The organism is Streptomyces sp. NPDC005752, assembly GCF_040630715.1.
Classification (GTDB): Bacteria; Actinomycetota; Actinomycetes; order Streptomycetales; family Streptomycetaceae; genus Streptomyces.
In genome coordinates this window covers 17,318-32,365 of record NZ_JBEXYB010000022.1, presented here as the reverse complement: position 1 = coordinate 32,365, position 15,048 = coordinate 17,318, and the positions used below count along the sequence as shown (strand labels likewise).

15 protein-coding genes are annotated in these 15,048 nt (G+C 70.3%); 7 read left to right on the top strand and 8 right to left on the bottom strand.

All coding sequences use genetic code 11. From position 1 onward, the window contains the following. The first annotated feature begins 18 nt into the window (after positions 1 to 18). Complete coding sequence (gene argS, locus ABZ441_RS19475) at positions 19 to 1,788, top strand: arginine--tRNA ligase (RefSeq protein WP_358975393.1); 1,770 nt, start codon at positions 19 to 21, stop codon at positions 1,786 to 1,788. Between the two features lie 106 nt (positions 1,789 to 1,894). On the opposite strand, the gene ABZ441_RS19470 is transcribed toward argS, so the two are convergent. The 3 genes from ABZ441_RS19470 to ABZ441_RS19460 all read right to left on the bottom strand — a co-directional run bounded on the left by ABZ441_RS19470 (position 1,895) and on the right by ABZ441_RS19460 (position 4,521). Beyond that, positions 1,895 to 2,257 carry a DUF5955 family protein gene (locus tag ABZ441_RS19470; protein WP_358975390.1) on the bottom strand — a complete coding sequence of 121 codons (363 nt, stop codon included), beginning with the start codon at positions 2,255 to 2,257 and terminating at the stop codon, positions 1,895 to 1,897. Beyond that, a complete protein-coding gene (locus tag ABZ441_RS19465) occupies positions 2,254 to 2,868 on the bottom strand; it encodes a DUF6232 family protein (RefSeq protein WP_358975387.1) in 615 nt (204 codons plus the stop codon). Before ABZ441_RS19465 ends, ABZ441_RS19470 begins: the two co-directional genes overlap by 4 nt. 192 nt (positions 2,869 to 3,060) lie before the next feature. Next, a complete protein-coding gene (locus ABZ441_RS19460) occupies positions 3,061 to 4,521 on the bottom strand; it encodes a helix-turn-helix transcriptional regulator (protein WP_358975384.1) in 1,461 nt (486 codons plus the stop codon). Positions 4,522 to 4,910: 389 nt separating this feature from the next. Here ABZ441_RS19460 and ABZ441_RS19455 point away from each other — a divergent pair, with 389 nt between their 5' ends. Continuing rightward, positions 4,911 to 5,660 (top strand): DUF4232 domain-containing protein, encoded by a 750-nt coding sequence (locus ABZ441_RS19455; protein WP_358975381.1) that lies wholly within the window; start codon positions 4,911 to 4,913, stop codon positions 5,658 to 5,660. A 275-nt stretch (positions 5,661 to 5,935) separates the two neighbouring features. Here ABZ441_RS19455 and ABZ441_RS19450 read toward each other — a convergent pair whose 3' ends face one another. Next, positions 5,936 to 7,024 (bottom strand): winged helix DNA-binding domain-containing protein, encoded by a 1,089-nt coding sequence (locus ABZ441_RS19450; protein WP_358975378.1) that lies wholly within the window; start codon positions 7,022 to 7,024, stop codon positions 5,936 to 5,938. A gap of 54 nt (positions 7,025 to 7,078) precedes the next feature. Then, entirely contained in the window at positions 7,079 to 7,501 is a 423-nt protein-coding gene (locus tag ABZ441_RS19445) for a VOC family protein (protein WP_358975374.1), read from the bottom strand. Between the two features lie 159 nt (positions 7,502 to 7,660). Between ABZ441_RS19445 and ABZ441_RS19440 the strand changes: the two genes are divergently transcribed. From ABZ441_RS19440 to ABZ441_RS19430, 3 genes are all read left to right on the top strand, one after another. Beyond that, entirely contained in the window at positions 7,661 to 8,662 is a 1,002-nt protein-coding gene (locus ABZ441_RS19440; protein ID WP_358975371.1) for a WYL domain-containing protein, read from the top strand. Between the two features lie 368 nt (positions 8,663 to 9,030). After that, positions 9,031 to 9,438, top strand: a complete 408-nt coding sequence (locus ABZ441_RS19435; RefSeq protein WP_358975368.1) for a YciI family protein — start codon at positions 9,031 to 9,033, stop codon at positions 9,436 to 9,438. Between the two features lie 8 nt (positions 9,439 to 9,446). Further along, positions 9,447 to 10,592, top strand: coding sequence for a DUF6596 domain-containing protein (locus tag ABZ441_RS19430; protein ID WP_358975658.1), 1,146 nt, complete (start codon positions 9,447 to 9,449; stop codon positions 10,590 to 10,592). Between the two features lie 66 nt (positions 10,593 to 10,658). Here the strand turns inward: ABZ441_RS19430 and ABZ441_RS19425 are convergent, their stop codons facing one another. Beyond that, on the bottom strand, positions 10,659 to 11,072 hold the full coding sequence (locus ABZ441_RS19425; protein WP_358975365.1) for an ATP-binding protein: 414 nt from the start codon (positions 11,070 to 11,072) through the stop codon (positions 10,659 to 10,661). 113 nt (positions 11,073 to 11,185) lie between these two features. On the opposite strand from ABZ441_RS19425, the gene ABZ441_RS19420 reads away from it, so the two are divergent. Next, positions 11,186 to 12,010, top strand: a complete 825-nt coding sequence (locus ABZ441_RS19420) for a helix-turn-helix transcriptional regulator (protein WP_358975362.1) — start codon at positions 11,186 to 11,188, stop codon at positions 12,008 to 12,010. Continuing rightward, on the top strand, positions 12,007 to 12,189 hold the full coding sequence (locus ABZ441_RS19415; RefSeq protein ID WP_358975359.1) for a DUF397 domain-containing protein: 183 nt from the start codon (positions 12,007 to 12,009) through the stop codon (positions 12,187 to 12,189). The genes ABZ441_RS19420 and ABZ441_RS19415 overlap by 4 nt, the downstream gene beginning before the upstream one ends. A 16-nt stretch (positions 12,190 to 12,205) precedes the next feature. On the opposite strand, the gene ABZ441_RS19410 is transcribed toward ABZ441_RS19415, so the two are convergent. Next, positions 12,206 to 13,102, bottom strand: a complete 897-nt coding sequence (locus tag ABZ441_RS19410; RefSeq protein ID WP_358975656.1) for a MarR family transcriptional regulator — start codon at positions 13,100 to 13,102, stop codon at positions 12,206 to 12,208. A 477-nt stretch (positions 13,103 to 13,579) separates the two neighbouring features. Further along, positions 13,580 to 14,575 carry a porphobilinogen synthase gene (gene hemB / locus ABZ441_RS19405; RefSeq protein ID WP_358975356.1) on the bottom strand — a complete coding sequence of 332 codons (996 nt, stop codon included), beginning with the start codon at positions 14,573 to 14,575 and terminating at the stop codon, positions 13,580 to 13,582. Positions 14,576 to 15,048 lie beyond the last annotated feature (473 nt).

The following is a 15,048-nucleotide window of genomic DNA, read 5'->3' as shown; positions in this document are numbered from 1 at the left end:
CGAAACGGCAGCCGGCTCATGGCTTCGGTCCCCTCCCTCGCTTCCACGCTCCAGCAGCAGCTGGCGGACGCCCTGACGGCAGCACTGCCGGATGCCGGCACCGCGGACCCGCTGCTGCGCCGAAGCGACCGGGCCGACTTCCAGGCCAACGGCATCCTCGCGCTCGCCAAGAAGCTCAAGGGCAACCCGCGCGAGCTGGCCTCCCAGGTCACGGCGGCCCTCCCGGCCGGTGACCTGATCAAGGACATCGAGGTGTCCGGGCCCGGCTTCCTGAACGTCACGCTCACCGACCGGGCGATCATCGAGACGCTCGCCGCCCGGGCCTCGGACGGCGACCGGCTCGGCGTGCCGCTGAAGCCCGCCCCGGGCACGACCGTGATCGACTACGCCCAGCCGAACGTGGCGAAGGAGATGCACGTCGGCCACCTGCGGTCGGCGGTCATCGGTGACGCGATGGTCCAGATCCTCGAGTTCACCGGCGAGAACGTCGTCAGGCGCCACCACATCGGCGACTGGGGCACCCAGTTCGGCATGCTCATCCAGTACCTCTTCGAGCACCCGGGCGAGCTGGAGCACGAAGGCGGCAAGGCGGACGGCGAGGCGGCCATGTCGTCGCTGAACCGCGTCTACAAGGCGTCGCGGGTCCTCTTCGACTCCGACGAGGAGTTCAAGGCACGCTCCCGTGACCGGGTGGTGGCCCTCCAGGCCGGTGACCCGGAGACGCTGGCGCTCTGGCAGGGCTTCGTCGACGAGTCGAAGATCTACTTCTACTCCGTCTTCAACAAGCTCGACATGGAGATCGCCGACCCCGACATCGTCGGCGAGTCCGGCTACAACGACATGCTCGAGGAGACCTGCCGGATCCTGGAGGAGACGGGCGTCGCCGTCCGCTCCGAGGGCGCGCTGTGCGTGTTCTTCGACGACGTGAAGGGCCCGGACGGCAACCCGGTCCCGCTGATCGTCAAGAAGACCAACGGCGGCTACGGCTACGCGGCCACCGACCTCTCCGCGATCCGCGACCGGGTGCGGAACCTCAAGGCCGACACCCTGCTCTACGTCGTGGACGCCCGGCAGTCCCTGCACTTCAAGATGGTCTTCGAGACGGCCCGCCGCGCCGGCTGGCTGAACGAGGACGTCAAGGCGCACCAGCTGGCCTTCGGCACCGTCCTCGGCAAGGACGGCAAGCCGTTCAAGACCCGTGAGGGCACCACCGTCCGGCTGGAGGACCTGCTGGACGAGGCCGTCGAGCGGGCGACCTCCGTGGTCCGGGAGAAGGCCGAGAAGGTGGGCCTGTCCGAGGAGGAGATCGTCGAGAACGGCCGGTACGTCGGTGTCGGCGCCGTGAAGTACGCGGACCTGTCGACCTCGGCCGTGCGGGACTACAAGTTCGACCTGGACCAGATGGTGTCGCTGAACGGCGACACGTCGGTGTACCTCCAGTACGCCTTCGCCCGGATCCGCTCCATCCTGCGCAAGGCGGGCGACGCCAAGCCCGCCGCGCACCCGGAGCTGGACCTGGCCCCGGCCGAGCGCGCGCTGGGCCTGCACCTGGACCAGTTCGGCGCGGTCCTGGAAGAGGTGGCCGAGGGGTACGAGCCGCACAAGCTGGCCGCCTACCTCTACCAGCTGGCCTCGCACCTCACCACGTTCTACGACCAGTGCCAGGTGCTCAGCGACGAGAACCCGGCGGAGGTCGTCGAGAACCGCCTCTTCATCGTCGAACTCACCGCCCGCACCCTGCAGCAGGGCATGAAGCTGCTCGGCATCAGGACGCCCGAGCGCCTCTGACCAGGCAGCCGGCCCCGCGCCGGGCCACACCACCGGATCGCCCATGCGGGACACCGTCCCGCACGGGCGGAGTCCTATGCGGGCGGGGTCCTACACGGGCGGGGTCCTACGCGACGGTCAGGAGTTCGAGCACCTTCCTGACCGCTTCGACCACCGGCTCCCCGACCGTCGACACGGTGGCCGCGATCCCGGCCACTGCCATCAGGGCGCGATGCCGCTCCTCAGGCTGGTCCGCGCCGGCCTCGCCGGTGAGGGCGGGCAGGTTGTCGTCCAGGACCCGGGCGCTGACCGGCGGGAGCTGCTCCCGCAGATCGACGAGCAGCCGCAGAAGTTCCCGGACCGCCTCCTGCAGCTCCGGGGAGGCCGGCTCGGCACCGGAGGGACCGAGGGTGTTGTGCACGATGCCCTGGTTGCCCGTGCCGCCGTACATGCTGACGCGGTCGCCGATGTGGTAGCTGTCGCCGCTCATGAATTCGCGATCCCCACGTTCCCCGAACCCCCGTACATGTTGATGTTGTCCCCGAAGTGGTAGATCTGCGGACTCGCGCTGATCCCCTCCACCCGCACCGTGAACTCGGCCTCCGGATGGTCGATCGCGTACGAGATGTGACCGACGAGCTGCCGCAGTTGGTTGGGGTCGGCGCTGGTCACCATCGCGGTGGACTGACCGGACGTCTCCACGGCCAGCACGAAGTGGGAACGGGCCGTCAGGACGGGGGTCAGCTCCGTCACGAAGTAGACCAGAACCGCCAGCGTCACCATCCACACGAAGGTGATGAGCCCGCCACCACCGCTGTCGCCCGGCTGCCCGAATGACGCCAGGGCCGTCGTCAGCCAGATGAGTACGGTGAAGCCCGTCGCCACGGAGACGGCCAGCGCCACCCGCTTGCAGAAGAGCGCCGTCGCCTCCTTGCGCCGCGGGCGCAGGACGAAGGTGAAGACGCGGGCGATGTTGTGCAGTGGATACGCGGCCTCCCCCACCCACAACAGCCTCTTGACGACCCGCAGGTCGACCGCCTGCGCCAGAGGCGGTGGAGGAGGGGCGCTGCTGGGTCTCGGCGGTACGGCCGGCATCTCCATCGGTTCCCCCTGAGTCGCGTGGTCACGGCGGCCCTGCGAAACGACAGCACCATCCCGCGCCACGGGAGACCCATTAAGCATGCCGTCGCTCCTCGGAACAAGCGATAAATTACACAACACCCGTGTCGAGTAACGCAGTTGGCGAATTCTCGCCCTCCGCCCGCCGTGGGGAGGCCGCCCCCTCCCCCGCCGTCACCACTCGGCCGGGACCCACTGAGCGGTATCCGACCGGTAGTAGTACTCCGGTCGGGCTGCGAGGCTGCTCGTGCGGAACGGCTCGCCGCCGTCGTCGATGCGCAGGGTTCCGCTCCGGCCGCCGCTGGTCCACTCCAGCTCCAGGTACCAGGTCACGTCGTGCCCCTCCACGTGCGCGTCGAGATTGAACACCTCGACGTCGGTGGAACTCACCCGGTACGGGAAGTCCTTGGCGGGCACGACCTCACCGGCGTCCTCCCCCGCGACCGGCTCGGCACGCGGCCGGCCGTCGTCCAGGTCGATGTCGAAGGTCTGCGGCGTGATGCCTCCACCGCAGCCGTTTCCCATCGAGTACGCCGACCGGGCGAGCGCCGCGTTGCGCCCCAGCACCCGCACATGCAGCCCGTTCAGCACGACCGCCTCGCCGGACTTCCCCTGGAGGGTCAGTTCGAGCTTCATGTCCCCTCCGTCCACACCACCGAGGGCCCGCGCCCAGCCACGGGTGTCCTGTGGCGCGGGGGGCGGCGGCACGTCGTCGGGCTTCTGTTCGAGCATGTAGTACTGCCCGCAGGGCGATTCCCAGTTGTACGAACTGATGGTGGCGTTCACGGGCACGCCACCGTCCTCCGGCCCGTCCGAGGACGGCGAGGGCCTGGCGGGATCACTCACTCCGGCCGACGGTGAGGCGCTCGCACTCGGACTCTTCGACGCGTCGGCGCTTCCACTCGGCTTCACGCTCGTGCTCACCCGCCCGCTGGGGACGACCGGCGCGTGGCTGAACGCCGCATCCGGCTTCCCGTCGTCGGCGGGTTCGTCCTTCCCCATGCTGTGGACGACCAGCGCCGCCGGGACGGTGAGGGCCACGACCGCCACCGCGGCCAGCAGGACGCGCAGCCTCCGGGTGGCGCGGGGGCCGCGGCGGGGCACGTCGCCGGCGCCGGGCCCCTCGGGAGTGACGTCCTGCGACGGGAATCCGGCCGCGGGCCGTGATTCCGCTTCGGCTGCCGCCTCGTGCGTTCCGGCCTCCGCCCCGGTCCTGGGCGCGGCGGGTTCGGGCGCGGCGGGTTCGGGCGAGGCCGGTTCGGGCGAGGCCGGTTCGGGCGAGGCCGGCTCGGCAGCGGGGCGGTCAGCAGACTCGGCAGCGGGTTCGTCAGCAGGCTCGGCAGCCAGTCCGGCAGGGGTCCCGCCCGCCTCCGGCCTCCGCGTCCCGCGCCGCTTCGCCTCGTCGGCCAGGATCCACTTCCGGTGCAGGGCGATCAGCTCGCCGGGGGACGCCCGGCACACCCGTGCGAAGCGCTCGACGGGCGCGTAGTCATGAGGAACGGCGTCGCCGTTGCAGTAGCGGTGCACGGTCGAGGTGCTCATGTGCAGCTTCTTCGCGAGCGCCCCGTAGCTGAGACCGGACCGCTCCTTCAGCTCCCCGAGCAGCGCCGCGAAGTCCTGGATCTCTGTGCCCACTCCGACCGTTCTCCTTCTGTTCCTTCCCGGAACGGCGTCCCAGGGAAGCGATGTTCGCGCAGGTCAGAGTACGTAAGGCCGTTCCAGCGTCCCGCATGGCACGGCAACCGTTGTGACGAGGATCCGGACCTGGAAAGGATGTGGACATGCCGCGGCGTCCCCACGATCCGCACATCCCACCGCCACCCGTCCGGGGAGCCGCCATGCGTACTCGACCTGAGCCCGACCTGCTCGACGCGGTCGCCACGGGGGTACTGATCGCCTGCATCGCAGCCGTCATCGCACTCCTGTATCGCCTCTGATCCCACGTCAAGACCAGTACACCCGCCCGCACCGCAAGGTGCCAACCGGCACCCCGGGCACCCTCACAACCGAACGGGGAGAACCTCATGCGCAGCATCCGATTCAGCCGCACCACCCGCACCTCTGTCCTGGGAACTGCCGCACTGCTCTCCGCACTGTCCCTGACGGCGTGCCAGAGCGGCAGCCCGGCGGCCGCGGACACGTCGACCGCCTCGGAGTCCCGGAAGCCGGCCGGCACCTCGGCGGCCCCGGCGGCGGACACGGACGAGAAGGCATCCGAGGACTCGGGTGCTTCCGGTTCGTCCAGCGGGGAGCCCGAAGCGAAGCAGCCGCAGGCCGGCGGCACCAACGGCAAAAGCGACAACGGCAACAGCGACAAGGGCGACGGTGACGGCAGCCGTGACGACAGCGGGAAGCTGCCCACCTGCACCGACGCGAACACCGAGCTCACGGTCACGAGCGTCAAGCGCCCCGTCAACCACATGCTGCTCACGGTGACCAACACCGGTTCGAAGTCCTGCTACGCCTACTCCTACCCGTTCCTGCGGTTCGGCGAGGCGCAGTCGGTTCCCCCGGCCGTCGAGGACAGCCGGCCGCAGTCCGTCGTCGTCCTCACCCCGGGTCAGTCCGCCTACGCCGGCATCCTGACCTCGTCCGCCGACGGCAGCGGCGACGGCGGGTACTCCACCGAGGACCTGGCCGTCGGCTTCCAGGGTGCGGACGGCTCCTCGGCGGGCGGCCTGGTGGACGTCCCGCTGAGCCCGAAGGTGTTCGTCGACAGCACGCTGGCGGTCACCTACTGGCAGACCGAGATGGACGACGCCCTCATGTACTGACCCTTCGCGACGGGCGTGACACCGGGGCTGCGCGCCTGGCCGGTGTCATGGCGAGGGCGACGTCGCCCGGGCCGCCTCGGCGGCCCGGGCGACGTGCTGATCGGCCGGCTGTCAGGAGAGCCGCGGGCTCCGGTCCGTCGCCGGTCTCGGCTGCGGGACGCACAGGGCTCGACCCCCCGTCCCGCAGGGGCGAGCACGGCGGCATGTCCCCGGTGATCACCGGAGCAGCCGACGGCCTCGCCCCGATACGGTGATCCGCGCCTCGTCCAGGGTGGTCAGCCGATCCGTACGCCGTCACTCCCGCCGTCGGACAGGAACAGGGCCAGTCGGCTGCCCTCCTCGGCGACCGCGCCGCGTTCGGTCCGGGTGAGTCCGCGCCGCGGGCTGACGGTCACGGCACCGGCGTCCACGGTCCAGGTCGCGGAGACCCGGCCGTCCACCAGTACCACCCGCGCCCCCTCGACCGACAGGCCGCGGTCGGCGTCGTCGATGATCCGGCTGCGGTCGTGATACCCGAGGATCGCGTTGTCGAACGCGGGCAGGAACCGTACGGGCGCCGGGGTCCCGGGGTCGGGACGCGGTGCATCGGGCAGGTCGAGCATTTCGCGCCCACGTTCGTCGCGGAAGCCGACCAGTTCCCCCCGTACGGCCGCCACCGCGGCGGGCAGCCCGGCAAGACCGCACCAGGCGCGCAGGTCGGCCGACGCGGCGGGCCCGTACGCGGCCAGGTAGCGGCGTACGAGTGCCTCGCCCGCAGGGTCGGTCCCGGGCGGAGCAGGAGCGTCGGGTTCCTGATCCAGCCAGGGGCCGAGCGGAGTGTTGCGGACCCCCGCCTTCACGCGCCACAGCCCACGCGGCGGCATCTGCACCATCGGGACCAGGGCGGCGACCGCCATCTCGCCCAACGCCCTGCGGCCCGGAGCGGGCCACCGGCCGGCGAGCGCATCGGCCACCTGGGTCATGGTGCGTGGCACGCCGTCGGCCATCACCGCTCGGGCCGCGGCGGCGAGTTCACCGAGGTCCACCCCGTCGAGCTCACGGCGGTACGTGCCCAGCACCCGCTGGCGGAGCATCGGATCGTGCCGCGCCCGCCAGGCCAGCACGTCGGCAGCGGTGACGAGATGGACGGTCCGCCGCATCAGATGCGTACGCACGACACTCCGTCCGGTCAGCAGCCCGTCCAGTGCCGCCGGTTCGAACACGCGCAGCCGGGACCACAGCCCGATGAACGGTTCCTGCGCCTCCTGCGCCTGAAGGCCGCACAGGTGCGCGATCGCATCGAGCGGCTTCATGTCCGCGCGCTCGAGCAGCAGTTGTCTGGCCAGGGTCGCCCGGTTCAGCGACCGGTTGTCGAGGACGGCCACGACATCGTTCCTTCCACTGTCGTACGGGTACGGGGACCGGAGGCGCGGACCGCCTCATCCGTTGTATTCGCTCACGACGTCCAGGACCCACACGACGCCGTAGCGGTCCTTGAGCATTCCGTAGAGCGGCGCCCACCGGGCGGGTTCGAGCGGCTGTACGACGGTCGCCCCGACGGAGAGCTTCTCCCAGTACGCGGCCACCTCCTGCGTGGTCCCGCCGCGCAGCGACACGAAGAAGGAGTTCTCCCCCCGGTCCCAGGGCAGCTGCGACGGCACGTCGTATGCCATGACGCGGAATCCGCTGTCGGCTGCCACGTGACCCCACATCACCTGGTCGGCATCGGCGGGATTCCGGGTGTCCCCCGCGTCCTTGTACGACACGACGGCGAGATCACCGCCGAACACGGAGTGGTAGAAGCCGAGGGCGGCCCGGGCGTCTCCCCGGAAGTTCAGATGGGTCACGGACGTGACGGACATGAGTGGCTCCTTGCCTTCGGCGGCGATCGGATCGAAACAGGAATCGATACAGGGAGGGCCCCCGGAACCGGCAGCGATTCCGCACTGTGGCCGCCCCTGGAACCACCGTCGCAGGGGTAGCGGACAGGGAGTGTCCGCTACATCGGGCACGATGGCGCCATGCCGAAGACCTCAGCCCGCCTGCTCGCGTTGCTGTCCCTGCTGCAGGCACGCCGGGACTGGCCGGGGGCGCTGCTGGCCGAGCGGCTGGACGTCAGTCCGCGCACGGTGCGCCGCGACGTCGACCGCCTGCGTGAACTGGGGTACCCCATCGCGGCCTTCAAGGGACCGGAGGGCGGCTACCGGCTCGAAGCGGGCGCGGAGCTTCCCCCGTTGCTGTTCGACGACGAGCAGGCCGTCGCCCTGGCCCTCGCCCTCCAGGTCGTCAGCACGAGCGGCGCCGGGGTCGAGGAGGCAGCCGCCCGCGCGCTGACCACGATCCGGCAGGTCATGCCCGCCCGTCTGCGCCACCGGGTCGACGCCCTGAAGGTCACCACCGTCGAGCGGACGGCCACCGGACGGGGCGCCCAGGTAGGCAGCGGCACCCTGACGGCGCTCAGCAGCGCCGTCCACGCGGGCGAGGAGCTGCGCTTCGACTACGCCGCCCCCACTGGCGACCGCGCCGACCGCCCACCGCGACGGGCCGAGCCGCACCACCTCGTCACCTACGGAGGACGCTGGTACCTCGTCGCCTGGGACCTCGACCGTGACGACTGGCGCACGTTCCGCGCCGACCGGATCACCCCACGCGTCCCCGCCGGCCCCCGGTTCTCCCCGCGCGAGGTCCCCGGAGGCGATGTGGCGGCCTTCGTGGCCGACCGGTTCCGCGGCTCCGGAACACCCGGCGACTGGCCCTGCCGGGGGGAGGTGATCCTCCACGCGGCCGCCGCTTCGGTGGCCTCCTACGTCCTCGACGGAATCGTCGAGGAGCTCGGCCCCGACCACTGCCGGCTCGTCCTGGGCGCCTGGTCCTGGACCGGACTGGCCGCCACCCTCGGCAGGTTCGACGCCGACATCGAGGTCGTCGGCCCGGCGGAACTGACAACCGCATTCGCACACCTGGCCCGCCGCTACGCCGCAGCCGCGCGTGGCCCGGCCGGGGAACGGGCGGCTGCGGGCTGAGACCGATGATCACCGAAGTGACGGCCGGATGCGCCAGCGGGAAGGCGACGGCCAGTTCCGGCAGCGTGCAGCCGCGTGCGCCGTCCTCGTGGTCGGGGTTGCCGACGGCACCGAACATCATCGTGCCGAGGCAGTGGGTGCTGACCTCGATGCCGGTCCTGCCGAGAACTCGACAGCGCATAGCCGTACTCCGTCGCCGGTCGGATGAGGAGTGTCGGCCTAGGGGCTGGAGTGCACTCGATGGCAAAGGTCCGGGCTCCCTCGAGAAAGCTCAAGAAAATCGGACGGCGATGTCGAGAACCCGGGTCCGGCTCCGTCCCCGGGGTGGACGCGACCACAATGGGTCGCATCAGCGAGGAGGACCACCGATGGCCAAGTACCTGATGCTCAAGCACTACCGCGGCGCTCCGGCTGCGGTCAACGGCGTACCCATGGACCGGTGGACGCCGGAGGAGATCTCGGCCCACATCCAGTACATGAACGACTTCGCGGCCGGTCTGGAGAAGACGGGCGAGTTCGTCGACGGTCAGGCGCTGGCCCCCGAGGGAGCGTGGGTCCGCTACGACGGTGAGGGGCGCCCGCCGGTCACCGACGGACCGTTCGCCGAGACCAAGGACCTCATCGCCGGCTGGATGATCATCGACGTCGACAGCTACGAGCGCGCCGTCGAGCTGGCCGGGGAACTGTCGGCCGCCCCCGGCGCGGGCGGGAAGCCGATCCACGAGTGGCTGGAGTTGCGCCCGTTCCTGACCGCGCCGCCCACCATCACGGAGTGACCTCATCGATGGACGAGGCCCTGCTGAGGAACCTCACACCGAGCGTGCTCGGTGTCCTCGTCCGCCGCGGAGCAGACTTCGCGGCGGCCGAGGACGCTGTGCAGGAGGCGCTCGTCGAGGCGCTCCGCGTCTGGCCGGCCGACCGGCCGCGTGACGCGAAGGGCTGGCTGGTCACCGTGGCCTGGCGAAAGTTCCTCGACGCGACACGCGCCGACACCGCCCGGCGCCGGCGTGAGGACCTCGTGGACGAGGAGCGGTCGCCCGGTCCCGCGCCCACGGTGGACGACACACTCCAGCTCTACTTCCTGTGCGGCCACCCCTCTCTGACGCCGTCGTCCGCCGTCGCGCTCACGCTGCGCGCCGTCGGCGGGCTGACCACCCGCCAGATCGCCCGGGCCTACCTGGTGCCCGAGGCGACCATGGCGCAGCGCATCAGCCGCGCCAAGCGCACCGTCTCCCACGTGCGCCTCGACCGGCCCGGCGACGTCGCGACCGTGCTGCGCGTCCTCTACCTGGTCTTCAACGAGGGCTACTCCGGTGACGTGGACCTCGCCTCCGAAGCGATCCGGCTCACCCGTCAGCTCGCGGCCGTGATCGACCACCCCGAGGTGGCGGGGCTGCTCGCCCTCATGCTGCTCCACCACGCCCGGCGTGCGGCCAGGACCGCACCCGACGGCAGCCTGGTGCCGCTCGCCGAGCAGGAGCGCGGCCGGTGGGACACCGAGTCGATCGCCGAGGGCGTCACGATTCTTCAGGCGGCCCTCGCCCGTGACCGGCTGGGCGAGTTCCAGGCCCAGGCCGCCATCGCCGCACTCCACGCCGACGCGCCCACCGCCGAGGAGACCGACTGGGTGCAGATCGTCGAGTGGTACGACGAGCTCGTACGCCTGACCGACAGCCCGGTCGTCCGGCTCAACCGCGCCGTCGCCGTCGGGGAGGCCGACGGGCCACGCGCCGGCCTGGCGGCGCTCGCCGCGCTGGACGCCTCACTGCCCCGGCACACGGCGGTGGCGGCGTACCTCCACGAGAGGGACGGCGACCTGGCGAAGGCGGCACGGCTGTACGCCGAGGCGGCCCACAAAGCACCCGACCTCGCCGAACGCGACCATCTGACGCGCCAGGCCGCCCGGCTCAACGCCCGCCGGCCCCGGTGAAGGACCACGACCGAATCGACCCGGCGATCGTCCACGCCCATCACCAGGCCCCTGTGTCCGGAACCATCAGGCTTTCTCGCTCGGCCGCGTGAACGCGCACCACACGACCTTGCCGGGATCCCGTTCTCCCACGCCCCACCGATCGGCGAGCGCGTCGACGAGCAGCAGCCCACGCCCCGACTCACCGTCGGGCCGCCGCACCGCAGGCACCCCGCCCCCACTGTCGTGCACCTCCACGCACAGCGCGTATCCCTCCGCCTCCAGCCTCAGCCGGACCAGATACCCACGCCCCGGCGGCACGCCGTGCAGCAGCGCGTTGGTCGCCAGCTCACTCACGCACACCAGCACGTCGTCGAGCCGCGCCCCGAACCCACAGTCGGTCACGGCCTCGCGCGTGAACTCCCGTACCGCAGCGACCGAGCGGCGTTCACGCCGGCAGAAGCGCTCACGGAACAGCGAGAGTTGCATCGTCTCGTTCATGAGACGAGCGTCACTCTGTGTGCCTATCGTTCAGCAGTAGGTGAGCACGTACAGATCTCTTGTACGGGTCGCCGACGTGTGAAGTACGCACCAGGGCGGGGAGGCCGCACCGTATGCACCCCAGGAATCGGCAGCGCAGGAACGCGTCCGCCATGAAGCTCGTCGGCAAGCTGGTCGGCCTGTTCCGCGTCACGGCGGACCTGACCCAGGCCCAGCTCGCGGACCGGGCAGCCGTACAGGTCGAGACGATCGCCTCCATCGAACAGGGCCGCCGCGCACTGCTCCCCGACCTGGCCCGGCGTCTGGACGCGCTGCTGGACACGAAGGGGGCGCTGGAGACGGCGGTGGACAACATGCCGGAGGTGGACCTGATCCCGGCGTGGGCGGAGCAGTACATGGACCTGGAGCGGGAGGCTTTGGCGTTGTCCTGGTTCGAGAACCAGGTACTGCCGGGGTTGCTCCAGACGGAGAGCTACGCGCGTGCGGTGTTCCGTAGCAAAGTTCCGGTGCTGAGCGTGGAAGAGATCGACGTACAGGTATCGGCGCGCCTGGCACGCCAGGCCATCTTGCGTCGGCCTGTACCTCCCACCACAAGTTTCGTGGTTTCGGAAGCCGTCCTCCGAGACCGTCTCGGCGGCGACGACGTGTACTCAGAGACGCTCCACCACCTCCGCGCATGCGCAGACCTTCCTGGCATCACGCTGCAAGTCATGCCTCTCGGACGGCGGACACACGCCGGACTGAACGGCCCTTTCATCTTGCTCGAGACACCGGACTACCAACACCTCGGCTACACGGAAACCCAGCGTGGTAGCCAACTCGTTGCCGACCCGGACGAGGTCAGCATCCTGGCGCAGAAATATGCGATGCTGCGAACGCAGGCTCTGAACATCGAGGATACGAAAGGCCTGCTGGACCGGCTGCTAGGAGAGTCATGAGCACCGCACTTGAGTGGTTCAAGTCGAGCTATAGCGGCGACGAGGGCGGGGCCTGCCTCGAAATCGCCACGCACCCCACCGCCGTTCATATCCGCGACTCCAAGAACCCCGAAGGCCCCACGTTCACCGTCGCCCCCACCGCCTGGTCGGCCTTCGCCGGATTCGCAGCCAGGAGCTGACTGGACGGGCAGGCGTTCAGGGGGCTTTGAGCAGGTCGCGAAGCTCGGCAACGTAGGTACGGACGTCCCGTTCGGCGGGCAGTTCGACGGAGACCTCCGACGCCCCCTCGTCCGGCTGGCGACAGGCACGGCAGAGGCCATCAGGAAGGGCCTCCGCGCGGCCGGGCACACCGCACTTGGTGCACTCCATCATCACCCGCCGGACCGGCGTACCGGGCGCGGGCGGCACCGGCGCGACGGGCACCTGGGGCGGGAGCTTGTCCGTGAGGCGGCGGCGGACGAGCCCGACCGGCGAGCCGACCTCGGCGGGAAGTCCGGCGACAAGAGCCCGTACGAGGTAGTCGGCATCCACTCCGCGCGTGAACCACTCGGCGGCCAGCGGCTCCAGGACCGCACAGTCGGCGGCGGAGAGCGCCAACCGGGCATCAGCGCGGCCGAGTTGCGCCAGGGCCGCGTACGCGGGCGAGGGGCCATCCGTGACTGGCTCCGGTTCCTGCGTCCTCTGCTCGGGCACGACCGGGGCGGCAGGAGCAACGACCGCCACAGGCTCGGGCACAGCCGCCCGCTGGACCTCGGCAGCCATCAGCGCGCCCCACCACTCGTTGTCGCGGGCCGTGCGGGACCAGAACGTGCGGAAGACCCAGCGCACTTGCCCACCCTCACCGGTCACCAGACAGCGCACACGGCGCAGGTACCCGGCGACGGACAGGGCTTTGAGGGCCGAACCGACCGCCTGCTGACCGTAGAGCGGCAACTGCTTCGCCAGCCCCTTGACGTCCATGGCCGCACCCTCGGGGAGCTGGTCGATGAACCCGGCGATGTGCCGCTCCCGCAGCGGCAGCAACATGAAGTCGTCCGCGCGACGCGGCTGTTGGTCCGGCGCGGATCGCTTGCCGTAACCGGGACTGGCCATCGGGTACGGGCGCGAGGAGGCGGAGGTACGCAGGGCGGAGCTACTCTGCTGGATAGCCACGGGATCGCTCTTTCGATCTTGCGGTGAGACCCCGGCCTGGTGTTGCTAGCACCGCGTCGGGGTCGTTCTAGTTTCCGCACCGTAAGCATTCGCGACACTCAGCTGCAAGTCGGTCACGATTAGTCATACTTGCTGGCCGTGACGGGTCAGGGAGGTCGGGGAGGTTTACCCAAACCCTCTTCTCCCTACCGGGTAAAGAAGGCGCTCGAATCCCGAAGCCCGTATCTCGCCGCCCGGGTCCCGAAGCTCAAGCATCGGGCCCACGCTTCCAGAATGTCCCCCGGGAGAGTGATCGCACCCCTCCCGAAGCTCGTCCCCCGAATCCCGGCGCTCGAAGCCCGAGCTTCGAGCCGTCGCCTCGTGACAGCCGGAAGCGGGCCACGACCTGTCGTGACCCGCTCCACCGCACCCAGGGCGTCAGCGCCCGAGCTTCTGCGCGACCTCCGTCGCCCAGTAGGTCAGGATCATCCGCGCGCCCGCACGCCGGATACCCGTCAGGCTCTCCAGGATCGCCGCGTCCCGGTCGATCCAGCCCTTCTCCGCGGCGGCCTCGATCATCGAGTACTCGCCACTGATCTGGTACGCCGCGACCGGCACGTCCACCGACTCGGCGACCTTCGCCAGGATGTCCAGGTACGGTCCGGCGGGCTTGACCATGACCATGTCGGCACCCTCATCCAGGTCGAGCGTCAGCTCGCGCATCGACTCGCGGATGTTCGCCGGGTCCTGCTGGTACGTCTTACGGTCACCCTGGAGCGAGGAGCCGACGGCCTCGCGGAACGGACCGTAGAAGGCAGAGGAGTACTTCGCGGTGTAGGCGAGGATCGACACGTCCTCGTGGCCCGTCTGGTCCAGCGCGTCGCGGATCACCCCGACCTGGCCGTCCATCATGCCGCTGGGGCCCACCACGTGCGCGCCCGCGTCCGCCTGGACCTGGGCCATCTCGGCGTACCGCTCCAGCGTCGCGTCGTTGTCCACCCGGCCGTCCCCGGTCAGCACCCCGCAGTGGCCGTGGTCGGTGTACTCGTCCAGACAGAGGTCGGACATGATCACGAGGTCGTCGCCGACCTCCTCCCGCACCGCCCGCAGACCGACCTGGAGGATGCCCTCCGGATCGGTCCCCGCCGTGCCCCTGGCGTCCTTCTTCTCGTCCAGCGGGACGCCGAAGAGCATGAGCCCCGACACGCCCGCCGCGACCGCGTCGACGGCGGCCTTCCGCAGCGTGTCCAGGGTGTGCTGCTGCACGCCCGGCATGGCCGAGATGGCGACCGGCGCATCGATTCCCTCGCGTACGAACGCGGGCAGGATCAGGTTCGCCGGGTCGAGCCGGGTCTCGGCCACCATGCGCCGCATGACGGGGGTCGTCCGCAGCCGGCGGGGCCGCGAGCCGGGGAAGCTTCCGTAATCGGTCATCCTTCGAGACTAGACCCGCACACACCAGCGGTTTACCGACAGCCGAGCCGGAAAACCCGACTGGGGCGACCGGCCCGCTCCCCGTCCTCTCCTGAGGCAGGGCTATTACCTCATCGGCTAGCCCACAAAAATCTATGTCAGCCAGAGTAGACATTGGGCGGTGGTGTGGTTATGGTTTCTCTCGTAGCCCAGAGAGACAGCAGGGCCTGGCAGAGATGAACTGCCGGTCAGCAGTACCGCAGTTGCAGTTCGCAGGACGGTGCGGTGGTGGAGTTCCGAAGCCAGGGTTTTCGCAGGACGGCGACGGGACTGACGACCGGACCGGGTGGCCCGCAGTCATCAGGGGCCGCCACGAGCAGTACCGCAGTTCGCATCACGGTGCGGTGGTGGAGTTCCGAAGCCAGGGTTTTCGCAGGACGGCGACGGGACTGACGACCGGACCGGGTGGCCCGCAGTCATCAGGGGCCGCCACG